At 65.3% G+C, this 21,694-nt stretch carries 18 protein-coding genes and 3 pseudogenes; 10 read left to right on the top strand and 11 right to left on the bottom strand.

All coding sequences use genetic code 11. The features are described 5' to 3' along the window. Positions 1-227: 227 nt before the first annotated feature. A pseudogene (locus JOF46_RS04555) lies at positions 228-380 on the top strand (ACP phosphodiesterase); the annotation flags it as partial. A gap of 51 nt (positions 381-431) precedes the next feature. On the opposite strand, the pseudogene JOF46_RS04550 reads toward JOF46_RS04555, so the two are convergent. After that, positions 432-744, bottom strand: a pseudogene (locus JOF46_RS04550) (integrase core domain-containing protein); the annotation flags it as partial. 171 nt (positions 745-915) lie between these two features. Here JOF46_RS04550 and JOF46_RS22825 point away from each other — a divergent pair. Further along, positions 916-1,092, top strand: a pseudogene (locus JOF46_RS22825) (IS3 family transposase); the annotation flags it as partial. A gap of 151 nt (positions 1,093-1,243) precedes the next feature. Here JOF46_RS22825 and JOF46_RS04540 read toward each other — a convergent pair. Further along, positions 1,244-2,038, bottom strand: coding sequence for an N-carbamoylsarcosine amidohydrolase (locus JOF46_RS04540; protein ID WP_209906230.1), 795 nt, complete (start codon positions 2,036-2,038; stop codon positions 1,244-1,246). 826 nt (positions 2,039-2,864) lie between these two features. Between JOF46_RS04540 and JOF46_RS04535 the strand changes: the two genes are divergently transcribed. After that, on the top strand, positions 2,865-6,731 hold the full coding sequence (locus JOF46_RS04535; protein ID WP_209906229.1) for a hydantoinase B/oxoprolinase family protein: 3,867 nt from the start codon (positions 2,865-2,867) through the stop codon (positions 6,729-6,731). Positions 6,732-6,885: 154 nt separating this feature from the next. After that, a complete protein-coding gene (locus JOF46_RS04530; RefSeq protein ID WP_209906228.1) occupies positions 6,886-8,250 on the top strand; it encodes an MFS transporter in 1,365 nt (454 codons plus the stop codon). 214 nt (positions 8,251-8,464) lie between these two features. Here JOF46_RS04530 and JOF46_RS04525 read toward each other — a convergent pair whose 3' ends face one another. Then, positions 8,465-8,683: a hypothetical protein gene (locus JOF46_RS04525; RefSeq protein ID WP_209906227.1), complete on the bottom strand. Its 219-nt coding sequence runs from the start codon at positions 8,681-8,683 to the stop codon at positions 8,465-8,467. A 123-nt stretch (positions 8,684-8,806) separates the two neighbouring features. Between JOF46_RS04525 and JOF46_RS04520 the strand changes: the two genes are divergently transcribed. After that, a complete protein-coding gene (locus JOF46_RS04520; RefSeq protein WP_209906226.1) occupies positions 8,807-9,184 on the top strand; it encodes a UPF0158 family protein in 378 nt (125 codons plus the stop codon). 26 nt (positions 9,185-9,210) lie between these two features. On the opposite strand, the gene JOF46_RS04515 is transcribed toward JOF46_RS04520, so the two are convergent. Genes JOF46_RS04515 through JOF46_RS04500 form a run of 4 tightly spaced genes read right to left on the bottom strand, consistent with a single transcriptional unit; the run spans position 9,211 to position 12,641 of the window. Then, complete coding sequence (locus JOF46_RS04515) at positions 9,211-10,047, bottom strand: MBL fold metallo-hydrolase (RefSeq protein WP_209906225.1); 837 nt, start codon at positions 10,045-10,047, stop codon at positions 9,211-9,213. A gap of 31 nt (positions 10,048-10,078) precedes the next feature. Further along, entirely contained in the window at positions 10,079-10,846 is a 768-nt protein-coding gene (locus tag JOF46_RS04510; RefSeq protein ID WP_281070088.1) for an amino acid ABC transporter ATP-binding protein, read from the bottom strand. A gap of 2 nt (positions 10,847-10,848) precedes the next feature. Continuing rightward, entirely contained in the window at positions 10,849-11,733 is an 885-nt protein-coding gene (locus tag JOF46_RS04505; protein ID WP_209906224.1) for an amino acid ABC transporter permease, read from the bottom strand. Beyond that, entirely contained in the window at positions 11,730-12,641 is a 912-nt protein-coding gene (locus tag JOF46_RS04500) for an ABC transporter substrate-binding protein (protein ID WP_209906223.1), read from the bottom strand. The genes JOF46_RS04505 and JOF46_RS04500 overlap by 4 nt, the downstream gene beginning before the upstream one ends. A gap of 131 nt (positions 12,642-12,772) precedes the next feature. On the opposite strand from JOF46_RS04500, the gene JOF46_RS04495 reads away from it, so the two are divergent. Next, the gene (locus tag JOF46_RS04495) at positions 12,773-13,534 is read left to right on the top strand and encodes an IclR family transcriptional regulator (protein WP_209906222.1); all 762 of its coding nucleotides are present in this window, start codon (positions 12,773-12,775) and stop codon (positions 13,532-13,534) included. A gap of 300 nt (positions 13,535-13,834) precedes the next feature. Here the strand turns inward: JOF46_RS04495 and JOF46_RS04490 are convergent, their stop codons facing one another. Together JOF46_RS04490 and JOF46_RS04485 are read right to left on the bottom strand one after the other, a co-directional pair. Continuing rightward, positions 13,835-14,869 (bottom strand): LLM class flavin-dependent oxidoreductase, encoded by a 1,035-nt coding sequence (locus JOF46_RS04490; RefSeq protein ID WP_209906221.1) that lies wholly within the window; start codon positions 14,867-14,869, stop codon positions 13,835-13,837. Then, on the bottom strand, positions 14,866-15,516 hold the full coding sequence (locus tag JOF46_RS04485; RefSeq protein ID WP_209906220.1) for an alpha/beta hydrolase: 651 nt from the start codon (positions 15,514-15,516) through the stop codon (positions 14,866-14,868). The genes JOF46_RS04490 and JOF46_RS04485 overlap by 4 nt, the downstream gene beginning before the upstream one ends. A gap of 327 nt (positions 15,517-15,843) precedes the next feature. On the opposite strand from JOF46_RS04485, the gene JOF46_RS04480 reads away from it, so the two are divergent. From JOF46_RS04480 to JOF46_RS04465, 4 genes are all read left to right on the top strand, one after another. After that, positions 15,844-16,368, top strand: a complete 525-nt coding sequence (locus tag JOF46_RS04480) for a DUF6398 domain-containing protein (RefSeq protein WP_209906219.1) — start codon at positions 15,844-15,846, stop codon at positions 16,366-16,368. Beyond that, positions 16,361-18,082, top strand: a complete 1,722-nt coding sequence (locus JOF46_RS04475) for a hypothetical protein (RefSeq protein WP_209906218.1) — start codon at positions 16,361-16,363, stop codon at positions 18,080-18,082. The genes JOF46_RS04480 and JOF46_RS04475 overlap by 8 nt, the downstream gene beginning before the upstream one ends. Positions 18,083-18,285: 203 nt before the next feature. Continuing rightward, positions 18,286-18,519: a hypothetical protein gene (locus tag JOF46_RS04470; protein ID WP_209906217.1), complete on the top strand. Its 234-nt coding sequence runs from the start codon at positions 18,286-18,288 to the stop codon at positions 18,517-18,519. A gap of 6 nt (positions 18,520-18,525) precedes the next feature. Further along, entirely contained in the window at positions 18,526-18,798 is a 273-nt protein-coding gene (locus tag JOF46_RS04465) for a hypothetical protein (RefSeq protein ID WP_209906216.1), read from the top strand. A gap of 180 nt (positions 18,799-18,978) precedes the next feature. Here the strand turns inward: JOF46_RS04465 and JOF46_RS04460 are convergent, their stop codons facing one another. Both JOF46_RS04460 and JOF46_RS04455 read right to left on the bottom strand, forming a co-directional pair. Beyond that, positions 18,979-20,235, bottom strand: coding sequence for an MFS transporter (locus JOF46_RS04460; RefSeq protein WP_209906215.1), 1,257 nt, complete (start codon positions 20,233-20,235; stop codon positions 18,979-18,981). 104 nt (positions 20,236-20,339) lie between these two features. After that, positions 20,340-21,620 carry an ABC transporter substrate-binding protein gene (locus tag JOF46_RS04455; protein WP_209906214.1) on the bottom strand — a complete coding sequence of 427 codons (1,281 nt, stop codon included), beginning with the start codon at positions 21,618-21,620 and terminating at the stop codon, positions 20,340-20,342. Positions 21,621-21,694 lie beyond the last annotated feature (74 nt).

The raw sequence follows: 21,694 nt of genomic DNA, 5'->3' as shown, positions 1-21,694 counted from the left end.
GTCGGCATGAGGGCTCCAGTCGGACGGCGTCAAATTGCACGGCATCGCACCACGGCAACCGGGTCCACCACCCAGGACGTCGCAGCTCTTCGCCCAAGAGCTGCGGCTCGATGCCACTGGCGATCACCATCCCTGCTGGGTCGACCGTTTCAGAGCGCCGCGCATTCACCATAAATCGCTCTGACACTATGGACGCCGCCCGTGGTGTCACCTGTCGGATTCTCCCCATGACTCAATACAACATTGGTTATTTCGTCGGATCCCTGGCCACCAACTCCATCAATCGCACCTTGTCCACGGCGCTGATCAAGCTGCCCCCGAACAACCTTCGATTCACCGAGATCCCCCTCAAGGGCCTCCCGCTGCACAGCTACCACTACGTGAGCTGGTCAAGCTTTTTGAGACAGTTTGTTTGATTTCCTTTCAGTAATTTAGGCCGCGAGGACCGGAACCTGGGCAACACGGTAGCGTTCAAGCCTGGCCAGCGGGCCGACTCCGCCGTTGCTCGTGTGGGTCCTGCGCCGGTTGTACCCGAGCTCGATATGTTCCATGACAGCGGTACGAGCCGCGCTGAGGTGGGTGAACGCCCGATAGTGACGCATCTCGTTCTTCAACGTTGAAAAGGCAGACTCGGCGACGGTATTACCCCAGCACCCTTGTTTTCCCCATCGACTGCCGCACCCCGGAAGCCACGCACCACCCCTGGAAAGCGGTCGAAGTGTATTGGCTGCCGCGATCGGAATTATGCCGGTTCCGGCCTAATTTCGATCGCAGGGCGCAGCTCACCTCGACGCAGCCTTGGGAGGCCGCCAGGGACCTGGGCATCCTGTAATCGGTGAGGCGTACCGACTGTGGCAACGCCATGCAGGAGTGGCTCTGATCGACGCTGAAGACCGCATTCTTCGACTGGCGGGCTGGAGAACCAGCGACGAGGCGAAGGCCAATGTCCCGTGGTGGATCGAGGACTTCTACAATCGCCGACGGCGACATTCCAGGCTTGGGATGCTCCCGCCGGTGGAGTTCGAGCAGGCCATGCGGGCCTGCGCCGAGAATGGCGAAGAGCGGAAAGGAGTGCTCACGCGGGCCGAGTGATGCAGAACCCGTGTCCAGGAGTTGCCGTCAACCCCATCGCACGGATGCCCGAGACTTCCATGTCCTCCCGGATGCGCAACAGTCCGGCACCCACCAAGGGGTGCCGGACTGTTGTCGCCACGGCCCAGGGCCGCCGGCCGGTAGGACGATGTTAGTACTGTTCGGCGAAGACCGGATCTGCCGGAGCCTCCACCTCGGGCTGGGGATCCGAGAGGGTCTTCGGGACGGTGTCCTTGAACAGCGGGAGTGCGTTCAGGTACTGCACCACCGAATCCGTGGACTCCACGTCACCGAACTTGTTGTCGATGTCGTAGAGGTTCCACTGCACGACGCCCGGGACACGGTCGCCGATGGTCTCGCGGGGGATGATCGGGCGGAAGCCCTTCGCGATCGCGTCCTCGACGGTGTGGCGCACGCACCCGGCTGCGGTCGCACCGGTCACAATCAGGGTGTCGATGCGGTTGGAGGTCAGGAAGAGCTCGAGGTTCGTCCCCGGGAATGCCGAGGCACGGTTCTTCTCGAGCACGACCTCGCCCTCTGCCGGCGCGATGCGGTCATCGATCTGCGCCCAGTAGGAATCCGCCGGAAGGGTTTCCGTGGGGATCTTCGAGTACCACAGGCCCATGTCGTTCGTGCCGGAGGTCGCGTCGCGGTTGCGGTACACGTTGGTGGTGTAGAAGACCGGGACGCCCTTGGCGCGCGCTGCTTCGTTGATCCGCTGCACATTCGGGATGATCGTCTCCATGCCCGGGCAGCTGAACGGGTGGCCCGGACGGGTCCAGGCGTTGGCGAGGTCGATGTGGATGACGGCGGGGCGGTTGCCGTAGCCGATCCGGCGCTTGAAACCGCGCTCGTTGTAGATGCTGTTTCCGGCTTCGAACGCTTCTTCCAGCACTGCTGCAAGGCGGGCTTCGATGTCGTTGAACTTCCCTGTCGCTTCAGTCATTTTTCTCTCCACTCTCATCCATTGGAATGTTGCTAACTAAGCAACGGCGTTGCTCTGGTAAGTACTATAACCCACATCACAGCCCAGCGCCAGAGGTGCCCGGAACCCGAATTTTTCTCGGGCCCACCGCACGGCAGGGTGCGGACATCGGCAGCTGCTCAACGCCCGCAGTTCCGCGAGGCCGCCCCTCCGCCCGAGTGATCACCAGGCCGGGCAGCAGGATTGGGGCTGGGCCCCTGGCGAAAGCCGTGGCCCCCTCTCGCGCCGAAGGTTAGCGGGGCCGCCCTCCCGCGCCGGCAATCGGGGGCGTCGGTCCGTCCAGTGGCACTGTCACCGCGTGGGCCCGAGAGGAGACCGTGGATGGCGCTCATATTGCCGCGGCCACCGGCCCGCAGCTCCCCTATCGAGACCGACATGAAGGCGCGGGGGTCGTGGCGACACTGAAGGGGCGGCCATCCCCCCGATCGGGAACAGCAGCCCATCGAGACGACACCCGGCGCCCAGCCCACGGGCCACCCGGACTGGATCGCCGAATACGCAGGCAGCAGCGGGGGTGGCGATCGCGACGGGCCACCGCGCACCCAAAAAACTATCGAATGGATCCCACTTAGGCATTGCTTGTTGCTCAGAGGGGCATTAGATTGCTACCTAAGCAACGTCGCGTGAGCCGGATCACATGACCTGTCTGAGGAGGCCCCACCACTGTGGACCATCCTTCCCATCCGCGGCCCGGTACGGGCCCCATTCCCTGCATCCCTGTTCCTCGCCCCAAGCCATTCCTTTTTCCACCACAATCCTGGGCATCCCCCTATCGAAAGGACCCATCATGAAGCGCATCGGAGTCGACGTCGGCGGCACATTCACCGACCTTTACTATTCAGATGATGAACGCCGCATCGCCGTCGTCGAGAAGGTTCCCTCCACTCCCCACGACCCGTCCGAGGGCGTGGTCAACGGCATCAAGTTGCTCTGTGAGAAGGCCGGCGTGCCCCTGTCGGAGATCGACCAGTTGGTGCACGGGACCACGGTGGCCACGAACACCGCGCTGACGCACACCGGGGCGGAGGTCGGGATGATCACCACCGAGGGATTCCGGGACATCCTGCACATCGCCCGCCACAAGAAGCCGCACAACTTCTCCCTCCAGCAGGACCTGCCGTGGCAGACCAAACCGCTGATCAAGCGCCGCCACCGGCTTACCGTGAAGGAACGCATCACCGCCCCCCACGGCGAGGTCCTGGTTCCCCTGGACGAGGACGAGGTCCGCACCCGGGTGCGCGAGCTCAAGGCCGCAGGAGTCCAGGCCATCGCCGTGTGCCTGCTGCACTCCTACCTGAACCCCGCCCACGAACAGCGCATCGGGCAGATCGTCAACGAGGAGTTCCCCGAGGCCTACCTCTCGCTATCCTCCGAGGTCGTCCCCCTGTACCGGGAGTACGAGCGGTTCTCCACCACCGCCCTGAATGCCTATGTCGGGCCGCGGGTCTCGCGTTACCTGCACCGTCTGCAGGAACAGGCCGAAGGCCTGGGCTACCAGCGCGAGATCCTGCTGATGCAGTCCTCCGGGGGCATGGTGCCCATCCGTGAGGCCGCAAAGCGACCGGTCACCCTGATGATGTCCGGTCCGGTGGGGGGCCTGATCGGCGGCATGTGGGCCGCCAAGCAGTCCGGCTTCGAGAACGTCGTCACCCTGGACATCGGGGGCACCTCGGCGGACATCGGCGTCGCCTACCAGGGCGAGCTGCGCATGCGCCACCTGCTGGACACCAAGATCGGGGACCACCAGGCCATGGTCCCCATGGTGGACATCGACACCATTGGCGCCGGCGGCGGTTCGATTGCCTATGTCGATGCCGGCGACGTCTTCCGCGTCGGACCCCAGTCGGCCGGTGCCGTCCCAGGACCGGTCTGCTACGGCCGCGGCGGCACGGAGCCTACCTCGACCGACGCCCAAGTGCTGCTGGGCCGGATGCGCCCGGACCGCATGCTGGCCGGCTCGGGCCTGGACATGGACCTCGACGGTGCCCGCACGGCCATGGAGAAACTGGCCGACAAGCTCGGCATGTCCGTCGAGGAGGCCGCCCTGGGGGCGCTGCAGATCCAGAAGTTCGGCATGACACAGGCCATCGAGCAGAACTCGGTGCGCCGCGGCTACGACCCGCGCGACTTCACCTTGGTCGCAGCCGGCGGCGCCGGCGCGCTGTTCGCCTGCGAGATCGCCGCCGAACTGGAGATCCCGCACGTGTTGGTCCCGGCCCACCCGGGTATCATCGCCGGCATCGGGCTGCTGGCCACCGACGAACAGTACGAGTTCGTTGCGACCAACCGTTTCCGGTTCGCCGACGCCGATCCGGCGGCCATCCAGGCGTCCTTCGAACAGCTGGAGCGCGACGCCAATGCCCAGCTGGACGCCGAGGAAGTCCCCGCCGACCGGCGCAGGATCGACTGGCTGGCCGACGCCCGCTATGAGGGCCAGGGCTACGAGATTCGCTTCGATGTCCCCGAAGGTCCGGTGACCACCGCCTGGCTGGACCAGGCCGAGGCCGCCTTCCACGACGCCCACTTCGAGGAGTACGGCCACCGCTTCAAGGACGGCACCGTGGAGATCATCAACATCCGTGTGGAGGCCCGGGCCGTGATGGACGAGCTGCCCACGCCGGAGGCGACGAAGTCCGGCTCCCTGGAGGAAGCCCTGGTGGAGACCCGTCCGGTGATCTTCCAGCAGGACGGCAAGCCGGTCACCCTGGACACCGGCTTCTATGACCGGGACAAGATGGGCGTGGGAACCACCTTTGCCGGCCCCGCCGTCATCGAGCAGTACGACTCCACCACGGTCATTCCCCCGGCCTTCATCGGGGCGGTCGACGAGGCCGGCAACCTGGTCATCACCTGCCCGGCGGTCACCCAGACCGCCGAGCAGCTGGCCACCCCGATCCTGATGCGCGTGATCGGCGGCGCCCTGAACTCCGCGGCCAAGGAGATGGCCTCGGTGCTCTTCCGCATGGCCTACTCCTCGATCATCCGCGAGTCCGAGGACCTGGGCGCCGGGCTGTTCGACAAGGACGGCAACGTGCTGGCCGAATCCGACTCCACCCCGATGTTCATGGGCTCGATGCCCAAGATCGTCAAGGGCGTCATCTCGGTCCTAGGCGATGACATCCACGAGGGAGATGTCATCCTGCACAACGATCCGTACCTGGGCGCCACGCACTCCCCGGACGTGGCGATCATCACCCCGATCTTCCACGACGGGCAACTCGTCGGTTTCGCCGGCGCCTCCGGGCAGCTGATCGACAACGGCGGGGCGTTCTCCGGGCTGATGGTGGACATCCAGGACATCCAGTCCGAGGGCACCATCTTCCGGGCGGTGAAGGTCTACGAGAAGGGCGTCCGCCAGGCGTCCTTGATCCAGCACATCCTCAACAACACCCGGACACCCACCTCCAACGAGGGCGACTTCCAGGCCATGATCGCCGCCTGCGACCTGGCCAGGTCCCGCTACCTGGCGTTGGTGGAACGCTACGGCCTGGATGCGGTCCGCGACGCCGGCCAGTTCTGGATCGACTACTCGGAGCGGATGCTGCGCCAGGAGATCGCCAAGGTCCCGGACGGCGTGTACGAGACGGAGGTCGGTTACCTCGACGACGACGGGCGCAACTACGGCAAGAAACTGCCCATCGTGGTCAAGGTCATCGTCGAGGGCGACGAGATCACCTACGACCTGACCGGATCCTCCGAACAGGTGCCCACCGCCTACAACTGCGCGTTCGAGGGCACCACGGTCTCGGCGTTCACCTTCATCACCCGCATGATGTTCCTGGACGAGGTCGCCTTCCCGGTGTTCGTCCCGCAGAACGAGGGGATGCTCAAGCCGCTGAAGGTGATTGCCCCGGAAGGCACCATCTTCAACCCGACCTACCCGGCGGCCACCTTCAGCCGGTTCTCCCAGGTGCAGCGGGCCGTGGACCTGGCCTTGCGGGCGCTGGCTCCGGTGATGCCCGAGCGGGTCACCGCCGGGAACTCGGCGCACATCCACTTCATGTCCTACTCCGGCTGGGACCAGAAGCAGGGCGAGTACTGGGTCTACCTCGAGGTCAATGAAGGCTCCTACGGCGGGCGCCAGCACTCGGACGGGCCGGACTCGGTGGACAACCTCATCGCCAACACCCGCAACAACCCGATCGAGGAACTCGAGTGGCGCTTCCCGATGCGCACCGACCGCTACGAGCTGCGCGACGATCCGGCAGCCGCCGGCGAGTTCCGCGGCGGCATCGGCATCGTGCGGGAGAACACCTTCCTGACCGACACCGCGGTCACCTGCGAGGGTGAGCGCCACGACTCCGACGTTCCCTGGGGCGCCTACGGCGGACACGACGGCCTGAACGCGTCCCTGGTGAAGAACCCCGGCCGGGACGGGGAGGCCTCATGGCCTTCCAAGGTCACCGGCTGGCAGTTGACGGCCGGCGATTCCCTCCAGATCACCGTGCCCAGCGGCGGCGGGTTCGGCGATCCGCTCAAGCGCGACCCCTCGAAGGTCCTCGAGGACGTGCTGGACGGCTTCACCACCGCCGAGGCCGCCACCCGCGACTACGGCGTGGTCCTCAAGGAGGTCAACGACCAGCTCACGGTCGATTTGGTCGCCACCGCCGAACTCCGGAAGAACGTGGCCTCCGAGCTCAGTCCCATCAACTGATCCCGAAGCCGTAGCGGAAAAGGGGGGCGGATTGGAGGCCAGCGTCATTGCCTGGTCGCCGGTCCGCCCCCTTTCGTTCCTGATCCACCACCCTGCCCCCTGTCGCTTTGCCACCCTGACCCTGTCATTTCCCCACCGTCCTCAAGGAATCGTCATGTCTACTGCGCAACACACTCAATTCGTCGAATCGGATGTCCGGCCCAAGGACGTCCGGTTGGCCACCTGGATCTGCTTCTTCGCCTGGACCTTCGCCGTCTACGACTTCGTCCTCTTCGGGAACCTGTTGCCCCAGCTCGCCGAGGACCTCGGATGGACAGGGGCCCACTCGACCGAGGTCAACACCTGGGTCACGGCCGGCACGGCCATCGTGGCCTTCGCGATCGGCCCGATCGTGGACCGGATCGGCCGGCGCAAGGGCATTCTGATCGCCGTGGCCGGAGCCGCCGTGGCCTCGTTGCTGACCGCCATGGTCGGCTGGGTCATCGGCCTCGCCGCCGGACTGGGACTCGTCTTCCTGGTCCTCGTGCGGTCCCTGGCCGGCCTCGGCTACGCCGAACAGGCCATCAACGCGGCCTACCTCAACGAGATGTTCGCCCACAACAGCGACCCGGCCAAGGCCAAGCGCCGGGGGCTGGTCTACTCGCTGGTCCAGTCCGGCTGGCCGGTCGGCTCCGTACTCGCCGCCGGATCCGTCTACCTGCTCTTCCCCATCGGCGGATGGCAGCTTTGCTTCGTCGTCGCGGCCATCCCCGCCGTCTTCATCCTCTGGGCCGGACGCTGGCTCAAGGAAAGCCCCCAGTTCTCCCATCGCCACCAAATCGACCGGATGCTCAAGGCCGGTCAACTGGAAGAGGCACAGCTGCTCGGACAGAAGTACGGCATCGATGTCTCCGAGAAGGCCAGTCCCCTGGCCTCGGTCTTCCGCGGGGAATCGCTGCGCTCCACCGTGACGATCGGTGGCGCCTTCCTCCTGAACTGGCTCGGTGTCCTGTCCTTCGCGATCCTTGGCACCTCGCTGTTGACGGCACCGGACGGCAAGGACATCGAGTTCAGCAACGCGCTGCTGGTCCTGATCATCTCCAATGCCACGGCCTTCGCCGGATACCTCTTCCATGGCTGGCTGGGTGACCGAATCGGACGCCGCAACGCCATTGGCATCGGTTGGATCCTGTGCGCCGGGTCCTTCTTCACCATGCTCCAAGCCCCGAACGGGAACTTCCCGCTCATCATCGCCCTCTATAGTGCCGGGCTGTTCTTCCTCATCGGCCCCTTCTCGGCCCTGATGTTCTTCACCGGTGAGAGTTTCCCTGTCCATACCCGGGCCACCGGCAGCTCGCTGATCAACGCCGCGGGCCAGGTCGGTGCGATCATCGGCGGCCTGCTGATCACGGCCTCCCTGGCCGCAGGCAGCGGCTGGATCAATGCCACGTTGTGGTGGGGTGTCATCCCCATCCTGGCCTCCGGGCTGCTGATCTTCGCTGCCCGCAACGTCGACCCCAGCACCGTCCGCACCGACTGACGCGCCTGGACTCCGCACCACAGACACCGTCCGCCCGGCGGCAATTCCCTGGTCCCAGGGAGTTGCCGCCCGGCGGACATTTAACAATCTGTGTACCCCTCCATCAACGTCTGGACGCACCGTTGGAACAACTGAACCACCCACTGGGGCATCCGATGCCTACGTGCGCGGGTTGCCTCTGTGCTCCCTGGAACCGCGAACCGGCAGGGTCCGCTCAGTCCAGGCCGATCTTGTTGAAGCTGCGGATCACTTTCCGCACGGTGTCTTCGTCCGCTGCCACCAGGCGCGCGATCACCGGTACCGAGTTTGCTCCCGCCGCGGCCGGGAGCTTCGTGTCACGCCGCCAGCGCACCACGTTGCCCCCGGTCTTGGATTCACCGCGGCGCACGATCCGCTGCAGCCGTTGACCTTCCGCCGGGCGCAGCCAGCGCACCTGACACGCTCAACCACCCTTCCAGCGTGGCACGATTCAGGACACCGTCAACTTTTCCGGTCACCGCACGAGCAGACCTGGATCTGGAACGAATCCCCTGGGCCATGGTAGGACGACGGTTCGATGGGCGCGGAGTTCTACCTGAATCTGGACACCGGCGATGTCGTGCTGCCCGGCTTCGAGGAAGACCTGGACATGGAGGACATCGAGGAAGGCAACTATGCCTCCATCGACCGCATCGAATCCTACGAGTCCTACCGGCACATGGAAGACTTCACCGCCGGATTGCCCGAGGGCGAGGCGCGGAGTCGGCTTGAACAGGCGCTGATCCGCAGCAAGCCCTTCCGTCATTTCAAGGACGCGCTGGAATCCTTCCCCCTCGAGCGCGAGGCCTGGTACGCGTTCAAGGACGAAGCCATGACGAAGCTGGTCATCGAGTGGCTGATCGACGTCAAGGCCATCGAGGACCCCGGCCCCGACGCGGAAGAACCCACCGCGTAGCGGAGCACGCGGTGGGTTCTTCCGCGCTAGATGACCATCAGGTCCCGGCCGGCCACGATCTTCCCGCCGAAGCCCGCCCGTGCATCGGCAAGCCAGATCTCCTCGGGAACCGCCGGGCTGCCCGGCACGAAGTGCGAGAGCACCAACTGCCCGACGCCGGCCTGTTCGGCAATGCCGCCGACGTCCGTGGAGGAGGTGTGGGAATTGATGAGGTGTTCGCGCAGCCGGGCCCCGTTGGAACGCTTGAGCAGCGGGTCGATGCTTGGGATGTGCATGACCTCGTGCACCAGCACATCCGCCCCCCGGGCCAGCTCAATGAGGCTTTCGCACGGGGTGGTGTCGCCGGAAATGACGTAGGAGCGGTCCTCGGTGTCCACCCGGTAGGCCAGGGCCGGAATCGGCGGGTGGTTGACCCAGGCCGCGCTGATCCGCACGCGGTCGTCCTCGTAGACCACGCCGGGGTCCACCACGTCCCTGGCGGTGACCATGGAGGCGAAATCGGGGCGACCCTCGTCGACCTTGCGGATCTGGACATCGGTGTCGGCGTAGGCCAGGAAGGATTCCCAGATCTTCGACCAGGGCGCCGGGCCGAAGGTTTCCACCGGGCCCTGCAGGTTGGCGCACCAGGCCAGGTGCAGCAGCGTCCCGGCATCGGCGTTGTGGTCCGAGTGGTGGTGGGTGATTCCCATGGCCCGGATCGAATCGAAGGGCAGTTTCGCGAACGCCATTTGCCGTGCGATCCCGTTGCCCGCGTCGATGATGTAGGTGGCGTCCCCCACCACAATCGCGTTGCAGGCGGCATTGCGCTCGGACTTGGGGGTGGGTCCGCCGCCGGTGCCCAGCAGGACGAGTGAGCTTTTCACGTGATGTCTTCCTTCTTCTTGGTCCCGGGTCTCAGCGCACGTGGCGCAGGAAGTCCCTGGTGCGTTCCTGTTGCGGGTTGTCAAAGATCTGGGCCGGTGTCCCGGATTCGATGATGATCCCGGCATCCATGACGACCACGGAGTCGGCCACTTCGCGGGCGAAGGACATTTCGTGGGTCACCACGATCATGGTCATCCCGCCGGCGGCCAGGTCCTTCATCACCTTGAGCACCTCGCCGACCAGCTCGGGGTCCAGGGCGGAAGTCGGCTCGTCGAAGAGCATGACCTTGGGTTCCATGGCCAGGGCCCGGGCGATCGCCACGCGCTGCTGCTGCCCGCCGGAGAGGGATGAGGGGTAGGCGTTGCGCTTGTCGGCCAGCCCGACCTTCTCCAGCAGTTCCAGGGCCCGTGCGGTGGCCTTGGTCTTGGAGGTTTTCTTCAGCAGGCTCGGGGCCAGGGTGATGTTTTGCAGCACGGTGTAGTGCGGGAACAGGTTGAAGTGCTGGAACACCATGCCGATGTCCTGGCGCTGCCTATCCACCGTGGTCCGCGGACGCTGGTGCATCTGCCCGTTGCGTTCCTCGTAGGCCAGGGTGGTGCCGTCCATGGTGATGCGGCCGGCGTCGATGGATTCGAGGTGGTTGATGCAGCGCAGCAGCGTGGACTTGCCGGAGCCGGAGGGGCCCAGCAGGCAGGCCACCGTGCCCTCGGGCACTTGGAGGCTCACCCCCTTGAGCACATGGTGGCTGGCGTAGAACTTGTGGACCTCGGAGATGTCCAGCAATGTGGTCGGTGCCATGATCAGATCGATACCCTTCTCTGGCCGCGCTCAAGGCGGTGTTCGAGGATGGACTGGCCGATGGTCGCGATCCCGGTGACCAGCAGGTACCAGGCGGAGGCGATCACCAGCAGTTCGAGCGTGCGCAGGTTGGTGGCCGCGATGTTCTGCGCCTCGGTCAGCAGGTCGCCACCGGCGATCACCGAGACCAGCGAGGTCATCTTGATCATGGTCACGAACTGGCTGCCGGCCGGCGGCAGGATCACCCGCATGGCCTGGGGCAGGATCACCTTGGACATGGTGTGCCGCGAGCCCAGGCCCAGGGCGGTGGCGGCTTCGCGCTGGCCCTGGTCCACCGAGCGCAGGCCCGAACGGATGACCTCGCCCATGTAGGCGGCCTCGTTGATGGCCAGCGCCAGGATCGAGGCGATGAACGGGGTGACCAGGTCGTTCATGTCCCAGCCGGCCCAGACCTCGTCGTGGTTGAACGGGTTCACGATGTCCACCCGCGACCAGAAGAGTGCCAGGTTGCCCATGAACAGGATCAGCACCAGCAGCGGGATGCTGCGGATCAACGCGACATAGCCGAAGCCAATGGCCCGCAGCACGGGGTTGTGGGACAGCCGCATCACGGCCACCAGGTAGCCGCCCACGGTGCCGATGACCATGGCGATGACCGCCAGCACGATGGTGTTCTTCACGCCGGTGAGGATCGACTCGGCGGTGAGGTACTTCAGGATGGTGGCGTGGTCCAGGGCCGGGTTGAGCCAGAGGTTCAGCGCTCCCCACACCACCACGACGGCGGCCAGCAGCCCGAAGACGATGCGCCAGGGGTGGCGTTTGGCAGCCACCCGGTCGGTGGCCCCGGCCAGTGCCGTCTGGCGTTGGGACAGCAATGCGTTGCTCATTTGGATTCCTTTGCGGGTGCGTCCAGGGCGAGGTCCTCGGTGCGCCATTCCTTCAGGATCGCGGCGATGGTGCCGTCGGCCAGCATCAGGTCCAGGGCCGACTGGATCGAATCGTGGACCTCTCGGTTGCCCTTGGAGGTGATGATGCCGATGGGCTGCAGCTGGTAGGTGGCTTCGCCGCCCATTTCGAAGACGGAGCGGGTGGCTTCCTGTTCGGAGATGTAGCGCATCACCGGGGTGTTGCCCAGGAAGGCCGCGTCACGGCCCGCCTGCACCGAGAGCCGGGCGTCGCCCGGGGCGCCGTACTGGTTGATTTCCACCGGCTTCTTGCCCTCGGCCACACAATTCTTGCTGGTTTCCTCGGCCAGTTCCAGTTGGACCCCGCCGCGGACGATGGCCACGGGAAGGCCGCAGAGGTCCGCTGCCGAGTTGATGTCATGCGGGTTGCCGCGGCGCACCAGCGGGGAGGTTGCCTGGTTCATGTAGTTGGCGAAGTCCACGGCGGCCCGGCGCTTGTCGGTGTCGCCGATCAAATCCATGCCCGCGTCCACCTGTCCGGATTGCACGGCGGGGATCAGCCCGGCGAAGGGGAACTGCTTCCATTCGATCTTCACGCCCAGGCGCTTGCCGACCTCGTCGGCAATGTCCTTGTTGATGCCCTGGATCTTGTTGCCGCCCTCGCGCTGGAAGATCAGCGGCGGGGAGGCGAGCTGGGATCCGATCACCAGCGTCCCCCGGTCGCGCACCGATTCCGGGAGCTCGACGATTTGGGTGTGTGCTTCGACCTGTTCCGCGCCCGCCTCGTTGGCGGAGGCGCCGGGACGCAGGACCACGCAGCCGCCCAGGGCCAGGGTCGCAGCCAGGCACAGCGAGACGGATGCGGTGACCGTGAACAATTTTCGGCGCATCTCTTCACCTTTCGGTTTCGTTGTGCGAAAATGATATTCGCTACACGAAACAGTATTGATGTGACGCAGCTCTCCCGTCAAGGGTTGTGTCCCCGATATCGCGACTATTAAGCCACTTGAAGGACAACACCATGGATGCAGGGTCACCCCGCAATGAGTACGTCCAGGCGTTCGAACGCGGGTTGGCGGTGATTTCCGTCTTTGACGGCTCCCCGCTGACCCTCTCCGAGGTTGCCGAGCGGGTGGGCATGTCCCCCGCGGCCGCCCGGCGCTATCTGAGCACACTGACCCAGCTGGGGTACTTCGCCCACCATGGGGGACGCTTTTCGGCCCAGGCCAGGTTGCTCGAGCTCTCCGATCCCTTCCTGGTCGCAAACGACCCCACGCTGCGGGCCCGTCCCGTTCTGGAGGAACTGACCGGCCGCATCAACGAGACCAGCACGCTCACGCTGCTCAAGGGCCACGAGGTGCTCAACGTCCTGGACATCCAAACGAACCACGAGCTGGCCATCCAGGTCCAGCGCGGCCGGCTGCTGCCGGTCTATTGCACGGCCATGGGCCGGGCCATGCTCTCCCTGCTGCCGGGCGACGGCGCCGCCAGGCTGCTGGAGGCAACGGAGCCCGAACCCCGCACGAAGCACACGCTGACCGACCCTGGGCAGATCCTGAAACAGGTCCAGCTGGCCCGGACGCGCGGCTATGCACTGGTGGAGGAGGAGCACACCGCCGGGATCCGGACGATGTCCATGGCCTTCGAACTACCCCGCGGAGAACTGGCCGCCTTCAGCGCCCCGACCCCGATGGCACGCGAGTCCCGTCAGGAATACGTTGCCCGGGTCGAGGAACCGCTGCGCGACGCGGTGCGGGCCATGACCGGCGCCGCTGCGCCCTAGGAAGTTCCAGGCCGGATCCCGGATTCCCCTCGGAACTGCCGACAAACGTCCTCCCCGAGCGGAACGGTGTTGCGCGACCGTCCATGAATCAAGTCTGAGTCAGGGCACCAAATCAATCCAGCAATGTTTATTGCTGGGGAGCATAAGCACTGCTGCTGACCAATTCGGGACGGAACCACCCCTGCCGCGGGGTGCCTACTTCGCTCCGGGAATCCTTCCTGCGACAGAACCGCGCATTCAAGAAAATTCCCCTTGGAGCTACGGTCGGCACTTGATCGCCGGTTGACCGTACCTTGACGGCTAGTTTTTCAAGGCCGCCCGGACGGCGGGCAGCACCTCGGTGGCAAGCAGTTCGATGGAGCGCAGCGTATGTGTCTGGGACAGGCCGCCGAGGCCGACCTGGGCCAGAAAGCGGGCGTGCCCCAGGATCTCGTGCTCCCAGAGGATCTTCTCCACGATCTGGGCCGGGCTGCCGGCGAACAGGGCCCCGCGCGGGGATGCCCAGGACTCAAAGGCATCCCGGTCCAGCCGGCCTGCCCGGGGCATATTCTGCCCGATGTAGGAGCTGTAGTGCGGGAAGAACGTGTCGCGGGCTCCCTGCGAGGTCTCCTCGACGTAGAAGTGCGAGGTCACCCCGATCCGCCCGGGTTCCCGGCCCGCGTCCACGGCGGAGCGGCGGTAGAGTTCGGCCAGCGGCGCGAAGCGCGGCGGATCGCCGAGGATCGCCAGGTACAGCGGTAGGCCCAGCTTTCCGGCCCGGACGGCCGAGGCCGGCGTGCCACCCACGGCCGCCCAGATCGGCAGGGAGTCCTGCACCGGACGCGGCCAGATCCCGGCATCGTGCAGCGGCGGACGGGTGCTGCCATTCCAGCTGACAGGATTTTCGTCGCGGATCTTGAGCAGCAGCTCGAGCCGGTCATCGAAGTACTCGTCATAGCGCTGCAGGTCCTGGCCGAAGAGCGGGAAGGATTCCAGGTAGGCGCCGCGGCCCGCGGTGAGCTCGGCCCGCCCGGAGCTGATCAAATCAAGGGTCGCGAAGTCCTCGAACACGCGCACCGGGTCGGCGCTGGAGAGCACCGTGACGGTGCTGGTCAGGCGAATGTTCTTCGTTTGCGCGGCGGCAGCCGCCAGCACGACCGGAGGGGAGGAAACGGCGAAGTCCTCGCGGTGATGCTCCCCCACGCCAAAGACATCCAGCCCGGCCTCGTCGGCCACCCGCGCCCACTCGAGGATGTCGCGCATGCGCGTGGCGGCATCCATCGGCTTGCCGGCGGCGTCGCGGGTGAGCTCGCCGAAGGTGAAGATCCCGATCTCAAACGGGTTGGCGGCACTCATGCGCCGGAGACCACCTCGGCGCCGATATGGGCGGTGATGAAGTCGCGGACGTCGTCGAGCTCGGCGGCGTTGATGCCGTGGGCCAGTCCCTGGTAGACCTTCTCGACGAGCGAAGTGTGGGCCGGCAGGAATTCGGTGGTGCGGGCGATCGCGACCGGAGCAATGACCCGGTCCTCGGAGCCGCGGCCCCAGAACGCCGCCGGAAGGTTCTCGCGCAGCGACTCGTCGCCGAGCTGGGTTGCACCGAGGACGAATCCGCCCAGGATCACCGGGGCGATGACGCGCTCGGGGCGGGTGCGCAGCAGCTGGCTGGCCATGAGCCCGCCCTGGGAGAAGCCGACGGGAATGATGCGGGTGGCCGGGTCGACGTTCTGGTCGATCCAGGACCAGATCGCGGCGGTCGCCGCCTCGACCGGGGCGGCATCCGGGGCACCGGGGGTGGTGATCTCAAACCAAGCCGCGCCGCCGTTGCCGAGTTCGAGCGGTGCACGCAGCGAGGCCCAGGGAAGGCTCAGGCCAAGGGCCGGTGCCAGCCCGCTGAGGTCTTGTTCGTTGGAGCCGAAGCCGTGCAGGAAGAGCACGACCGCGTCGGGAGTCTCGCTGGTGGTCCATCCGGTTGAGCGTACGTCGCGCAGTGCGTTGGTCATAGGGAAATCCGTTCATAGTGTTCGGGGAGCCGGGACCGAGTTTCAGCTTGATGCAGCTCCGGTCGCGGAGACAGCACCTGATACCTCGACATGGCGCCGCCGACCGCTTATTGATGAAGTCAATTCTACAACATTTTGTTGTAGCTTCAAGTGTTTTGACGTCGTGGTATTTCCCACCCATCGCGACTTGGCTCGAGAGCCGGGCCGTCGCCCAGGCCCATGGCCCGGCTTCGTGACAGGCCGCGCTCACGGCGCTCAAGTCCCCGGCCTGCGCCTGTGTATTGTTTTGCTGGAGAAAGAGATGGAACAACACAGCAAGGGGGCTCGGTGACAGAGCTGAAGGATCCAAAGATGCCCAAGGAGGTGCAGGAAAAGGGGAACACGGTCATCGGGATCACCGATGAATTCTGCCTGACGCACCTGGATGACAAGTATGCCCAGCTGTGCCGCAACGTCGTCGGCAAGCTCGCGCGCAAGCGCCCCTCCCCGCTGTTGCGCGGGGATCTGCGGATCTGGGCCAGCGGGGTCATCTACGCGCTGGCGGCGCAGAACTTCCTGTTCGACAAGTCGCAGCCGATGCACCTGGGTGCGGAGCAACTGGCCGAGTTGCTGGGCGTCAAGAAGACCACCATGGGCAACAAGGGCACCATCGTGCGCAACCTGCTGAAGATCGGGATATTTGATCCCGAATTCACGCATCCCGATTTGTTGAAGGACAACCCGCTGACCTGGATGCTGCTCATTGACGGCCTGGCGGTGGATGTGCGCCAGCTCCCGGTCGAGATCCAGCGCAAGGCGTTCGACATGGGCCTGATCCCCCACGTACCCGGCGAGGAGGCAACCGATGGATAGCAACCCGCTGAGCCTTCGCGAGATGCTCACCCACCTGGAGCAGCGGCTGGAACGGCTGAGCTTGCCGGAGATGCAGCGGGCACTGCTCGACCACGCGGCCAACCTGCCCGCCGATGAACGCCGCACCTTCCTGGACATCTTCCCCGCCCCCGGCCGCATCTCGGAGGTGCACCACACGGAGGCAAGCGTCTCCCCCGCCCACCGCAACCTGACGTGGCCTGTGGATTCCGACCCGTTGCTGGCCGACATCGACGACCTCGCCGAACGCATTGAGTCAGGCTATTTCTTCGAGGGTTTCGGCTGGGACGACGAGATCCACGACCAACGATCATTTGGCAATGAGTCCTGGGCCGACGAGATGGACGACTACTTCCACGCGGCGCGCCAGGCGTTCAGCAACGGTGAGATAGGCCTGGCCCGAACCGCCTACCGCAAGCTCTTCGACGCCCTGGATCTCGACGACGAGGTCGGGACCTTTGCCGGGCAGGGACCGGCGGTGGTGATGCTGGATGCCAACCTCCACGAGGCCATGAGCCAGTACCTGCGGGCCGTCTACGAAACCAGCGCGCCCGTTGAGCGCGCCGACGAGCTGTCCAGGCAATGGACCAGGCTCCCGTTGCCCGGTGAGGAACCGAGCCTGCAGGACATCCGCGACTGCGCACCGGAGGATGTTCCCAATCTTGAGGGGTTCCTGCCGTTGTGGGTCGGGGCGCTTTCCGACGCGGATCGCAGCAAGAAGCTGGTCCGCACGTTGCTGGTCGAAGCCGCCATCATGTCCGGCGGACCGGACGCCCTGGGGAATCTGGCGCGCCAGCCCGGCCCGGGACGGGGCAGCCTGTACCTCGAATGGGTCAAGGCGCTGCGCTCCGTCGGCGACACTGACAGGGCCGTGGATGCAGCGCGGGAGGCGCTGACGACCGAGGCATTCGGCTCCCGCAACCGGGCGGCCGTCGCCGAGGAACTGGCCGAACTCAGCGCACCGGATAACGCTGCCGTACTTGAAGCCCGGCGTATTGCCTGGCGCAGCGAACCGAGCGAGACCCGCCTGCTGGCGCTGCATCATGCCGCCGCTCAGCAGGGCAGCCCAATGCATGTCATGGCCGAAGAACTTGCACACGCCGATGCCGACCAGCAGACCAAGCCCTTGGGACGAACACTGTTCAGCGCCCTGTTGCTGCTCGCCGGAGGGGAAGAGCGGGCCACGCGGCTGCTGTCGCTTCCGCCGACCCAGCGCGAGCGCGAGGTCTCCAGCGCGGTCTTGGTGCCCTACCTGCTGGTTTCCGCCTCCAAGGCGCTTGGCGGCGAACAGCACGCGATCGACTGGGCCAACGGCTATCTGGAAAAAGTCGATCGGAGCACCATGATGTTCCGGCAGTATGGGGAACCGGCCCAGGAAGGGGCCCCGACGCTCTCCGAACTGTTCGCCTCACGGATCCGTGCAGAAGTCCCGGAACCTGCGGCGTTGGAGTCCCGGCTTGAGGCGGCGCTGGGCCAGCTCGGCCGGGACGTCGATGCAATCGTGTCGGACAAGCGCCGAGGCGAATACCAAAAGGCTGCCGAATGGCTGGCCGACGGTGCATTGGCGCTGTCGCTGGCCCGCGGCGATACCGCCGGACTGTCCTGGTACCGCGACTGGTTCACCCGCTATCCGCGGCATGTTGCTTTTCGTAGGGAGCTGGAGCGGGCCTGGCCCGAGGCTTCGTCCACGACGTGAGCCATTTCTTCCTCGACGACGGTACAACATCTCGGAGAAACCGGGCCAGCCGGTGGAGAACCTTCGGAAGTGTTTCTACCGTCGTTTCGAGAATGGATAGGGCGCTGGCGAGCGATGCGCGCCGCGGTTGAGACAGCACCGGGAGTGTTCCACGAACACGCACTCTCTTGGCAAGGTTACTTGTGGCAAGTAACCTTGTATATATGGAGTTTGAGCCGATCATCCTCGACAGTGCTCACCGGCATGGTGTCACGGACGCGGCAATGCTCCACGCGCTCCGTTTCCCTGTCCGGCATTTCGTGCAAGATGACTCGATGACCATGTTCATCGGGCCCGATGAGACGGGCGCCCTTGTCGGGGTAGGGGTGGTCGAATGGCATGGTGTCACCGCCATCGCCCATGCCATGCGTCCGGCCCGATCCAAATATTTGAGGTGATTCATCATGACTCGACGTTCCATCGAAGAAATCAAGGCCCGCGCCGACGAGCTCGCCGACGCCTTCGAAAACTATGATCCGAAACCTGGTGACCAGGACGCTCCGGTGCCACCGGTGTTGGCCGTCAAGCTCGCTGCCTGGCGGCGCGACACCGCCGAACAAGAACTCGCCGAGGCCGTGCTTTCTGCCCGCGAACAGCGGATGTCGTGGCGCGAGGTCGGCGAGGCGATCGGCACCAGCGGCGAGGCCGCGCGCCAACGCTACGGCGCCAGCGCCTGAACCAAACACCACGCAGGCGGGGATCCAACGCCGGAAGATTGGTGGCCGCCGAGACCAAGTGCGTGCCTTGGTGGACATCAGGTCCGGCCTCAAAACCTGATGAGTCTTCTGGGCAATGGGCGAGCGCCTGTTCGTTGCGGATCCTACGCCTTGCATTTCCGCAGATGCCGAAACCGCACCTTATGTCTGGACCAACTGCAGACCCAGCCGGCGCTCACTCAAGGCCAGGGCCAGCAGAATTCCGAGCGCAGCAAAACCCGAGGTCATCCACCACGTTGCCGACCACCCTCCGGTGGCTGTGGCAAGCCAGGCAATCGCCACGGGCCCGGCAAAGTTTCCGATGTTGAAGATCTGCTGCATCAACCCCATGGTCGCGGATGCCGAGCCGCCCGCGGGTACCAGCTCCACGGCCATGCGCGTCAGGGTGGTCGGAACCAGCGCACCGGCGCAGGAAAACAAGATGATGCACAACAATTGCCAGGACATGCCGCCGGAAACCCACGACCAATCGAGCGCGAAGGTGAGCACGCCGGTGACCGCCATCAACCCAAATCCGAGGTTGATCAGCATGCGAGCCGGGACCCCGCGCTGCATCAGGCCTCCGGTGGCCAGCGCACCGACGGCATTCATTCCGCCAACCACCGCCGTCAGCACGCCGGGTCCAACGCCCTCCACCCCTCCCTGTTCGTAGATGGTGGGAAGGAACCCCAGCACGGCCGTCCATTGGACGGTGTAGCAGGCGAAAACCAGGCCGGCGATCCACACCCGGCCGGAGCGGACGGTGACACCGATCCGCTTGAGCCCCGGTACTGCGCGGCGAGAACCGGTGTGCACATCGGTCGGGACAAACCTCACAACCAGCACCACGGGGACCAGGCTCAAGGCCGCCATGAGCAGCCAGAGGGCCTGCCACGAAGCGACCTGGAGGAAAAATGCGCTGCCGATCAATCCCGTGAGGATGGCAATCCCCTGAAAGGAACTCCACCACCCGAAGGCCCTGTTGAGGGAGGCCGCGGGAGCGTGGGACCTGATGAGTCCGGGGCCCACGACGGCAGGCAGGATGAACCCCAGTCCTTCCAAGACGCGTGAGACCAGCAAGACGCCGGTTTGTGTCGACACTGCCCCCAGCACCGAACCGACCACCAGGAAGAGCAACCCAGCGACCAGTATCCGGCGTTGGCCGATGAGCTCAGAGAGGAAGGAGACCAGGAGCCCGGCCAGGATGCCTGCACCCTGGAACACCCCCAGCAGGACTCCGGCAAAGAGCAGGGAGAATCCCATCTCTGCCTGGACCAGCGGCAAGGCGGCAGGCAGTTTCCACAGGTGGAGTCCGGCGCTCACCCCGGCGGCAACGATGGCTACCCAGGCTGCGGTGCCGGCCGGCGCGTGCTGCACGGGCGAAGCTGTCAACGTCAACGGTGTTCTTCCTTCACTCATTGTTGGATCCTGCCGGTGAACTGCGGAACCCTGCGCACATGCAAATGGCGGGACGCGGCATCCCTGCCACGCCCCACCATTTGCATGTTCACAAAGCCCGAAACCTAGCCGATTTCCGTCTGCATTTCGGCGAACATCTTCTCGGCTGCCTCGTCCGGGCCAAGCCGCCCGAAGAAGACCTCAAGCCCGTAGCGGTAGAGGATGTCCTGCAATCCGCTGAAGCCCCTCGGCGGGACCGGCTCCGCGTCCCCGACCTCGTCTTCGATGTCGGCAATGAACTTGGCGGAACGTGCATCCGCGCCGTCGAGCTTGTCGATGACTGCCGCACGGACATCGAGGTTGGAGGGCAGGCCGCGATCTGCAAGATTCAGCATGCCGGCTTCCTCGGAGTTGACCATGAAGTCAATGAACTTCTTGACTTCCTCTGGGTGCTTGGATGCCTTGGTGGCCGACATGAACATCGACGACTTGTAGAAGGTGTTCGAGCCACCGTCCTGGCCGCTGCGTCCTGGCATCCGCAGCGGGACAAGCTCCTCGCCGGATGCACCCGAGAGTGCTGCCAGCTGGTTGGTCCACCACATGCCCATGGCGGCGCCGCCGGTGCCCGTCAGCGACCTGTCCGGGCCCGGGCTCTGGTCCTCGGCGATGCCGGAGGCGGTCGGGATGGCCTTGGCATCCATGAGGCCCTTGAGCATCTCGAAGTAGGCCTTCGCATCGGCCGGTTCGTAGCCGAGCGTGCCCTCGGCGGTGGTCAGCGACTTGCCGTCCTGGCGCAGCCAGAACTGGAAGCCGGCAGGCTCGTTCGGTCCGCTGGCCCCGAACGCGTCGGTCTTCTCGGTGATGGTTGCCGCGATTTCCTTGTAGTCGTCCCAGGTCCAGGTCTTGTCATCGGGCAATTCGAGCCCGGCTTCCTTGAAGAGCGTGGGGTTGGCCGTCATGACCATGGCGTTGATGCCCGTGGTGATGCCGAAGAGGCCTTCCTCGGTGGTGCCGTTGGCAATGGCTGCTTCGTCGAACTTGGAGATATCGATGCCTTCGAGGTCCATCAGCGCGCCGCGGTCGGCATACTCCCGCAGGTACTTGTCGTCCATCTGGATGACGTCCGGGGCGTCGTTGGAGGCCACCTGCGTTGCCAGCTTGTCCCAGTAGCCACCCCAGTCGCCGTATTCGCCCTGCACCTTGATGCCGGGGTTCTTGGCCTCGAAGGCATCGATGATCTTTTGGGTTGCCGCGGACCGCGATTCCGAACCCCACCAGGAGAACCGAAGCGTCACGTTGCCGTCGGCGTCCGGGCCCGCCGCACTGCCGCTGCCGCCGCAGCCGGTCAGGGCAAGAGCGGCAATTGATGCCATCGCGCCGAATTTGGCCAGTCGAGTGAATCTCATCGTCGAATCCTCATGTCTCGTGGAGTGGGGTTTGGTCAACCACTCTGGGAAAGCGGTTTCCAACACAGTATGTG

It is taken from the genome of Paeniglutamicibacter psychrophenolicus (assembly GCF_017876575.1).
GTDB lineage: Bacteria > Actinomycetota > Actinomycetes > Actinomycetales > Micrococcaceae > Paeniglutamicibacter > Paeniglutamicibacter psychrophenolicus.
The sequence above is the reverse complement of the archived record's forward strand: the minus strand, read 5'-3'. Positions and strand labels throughout refer to the sequence as shown.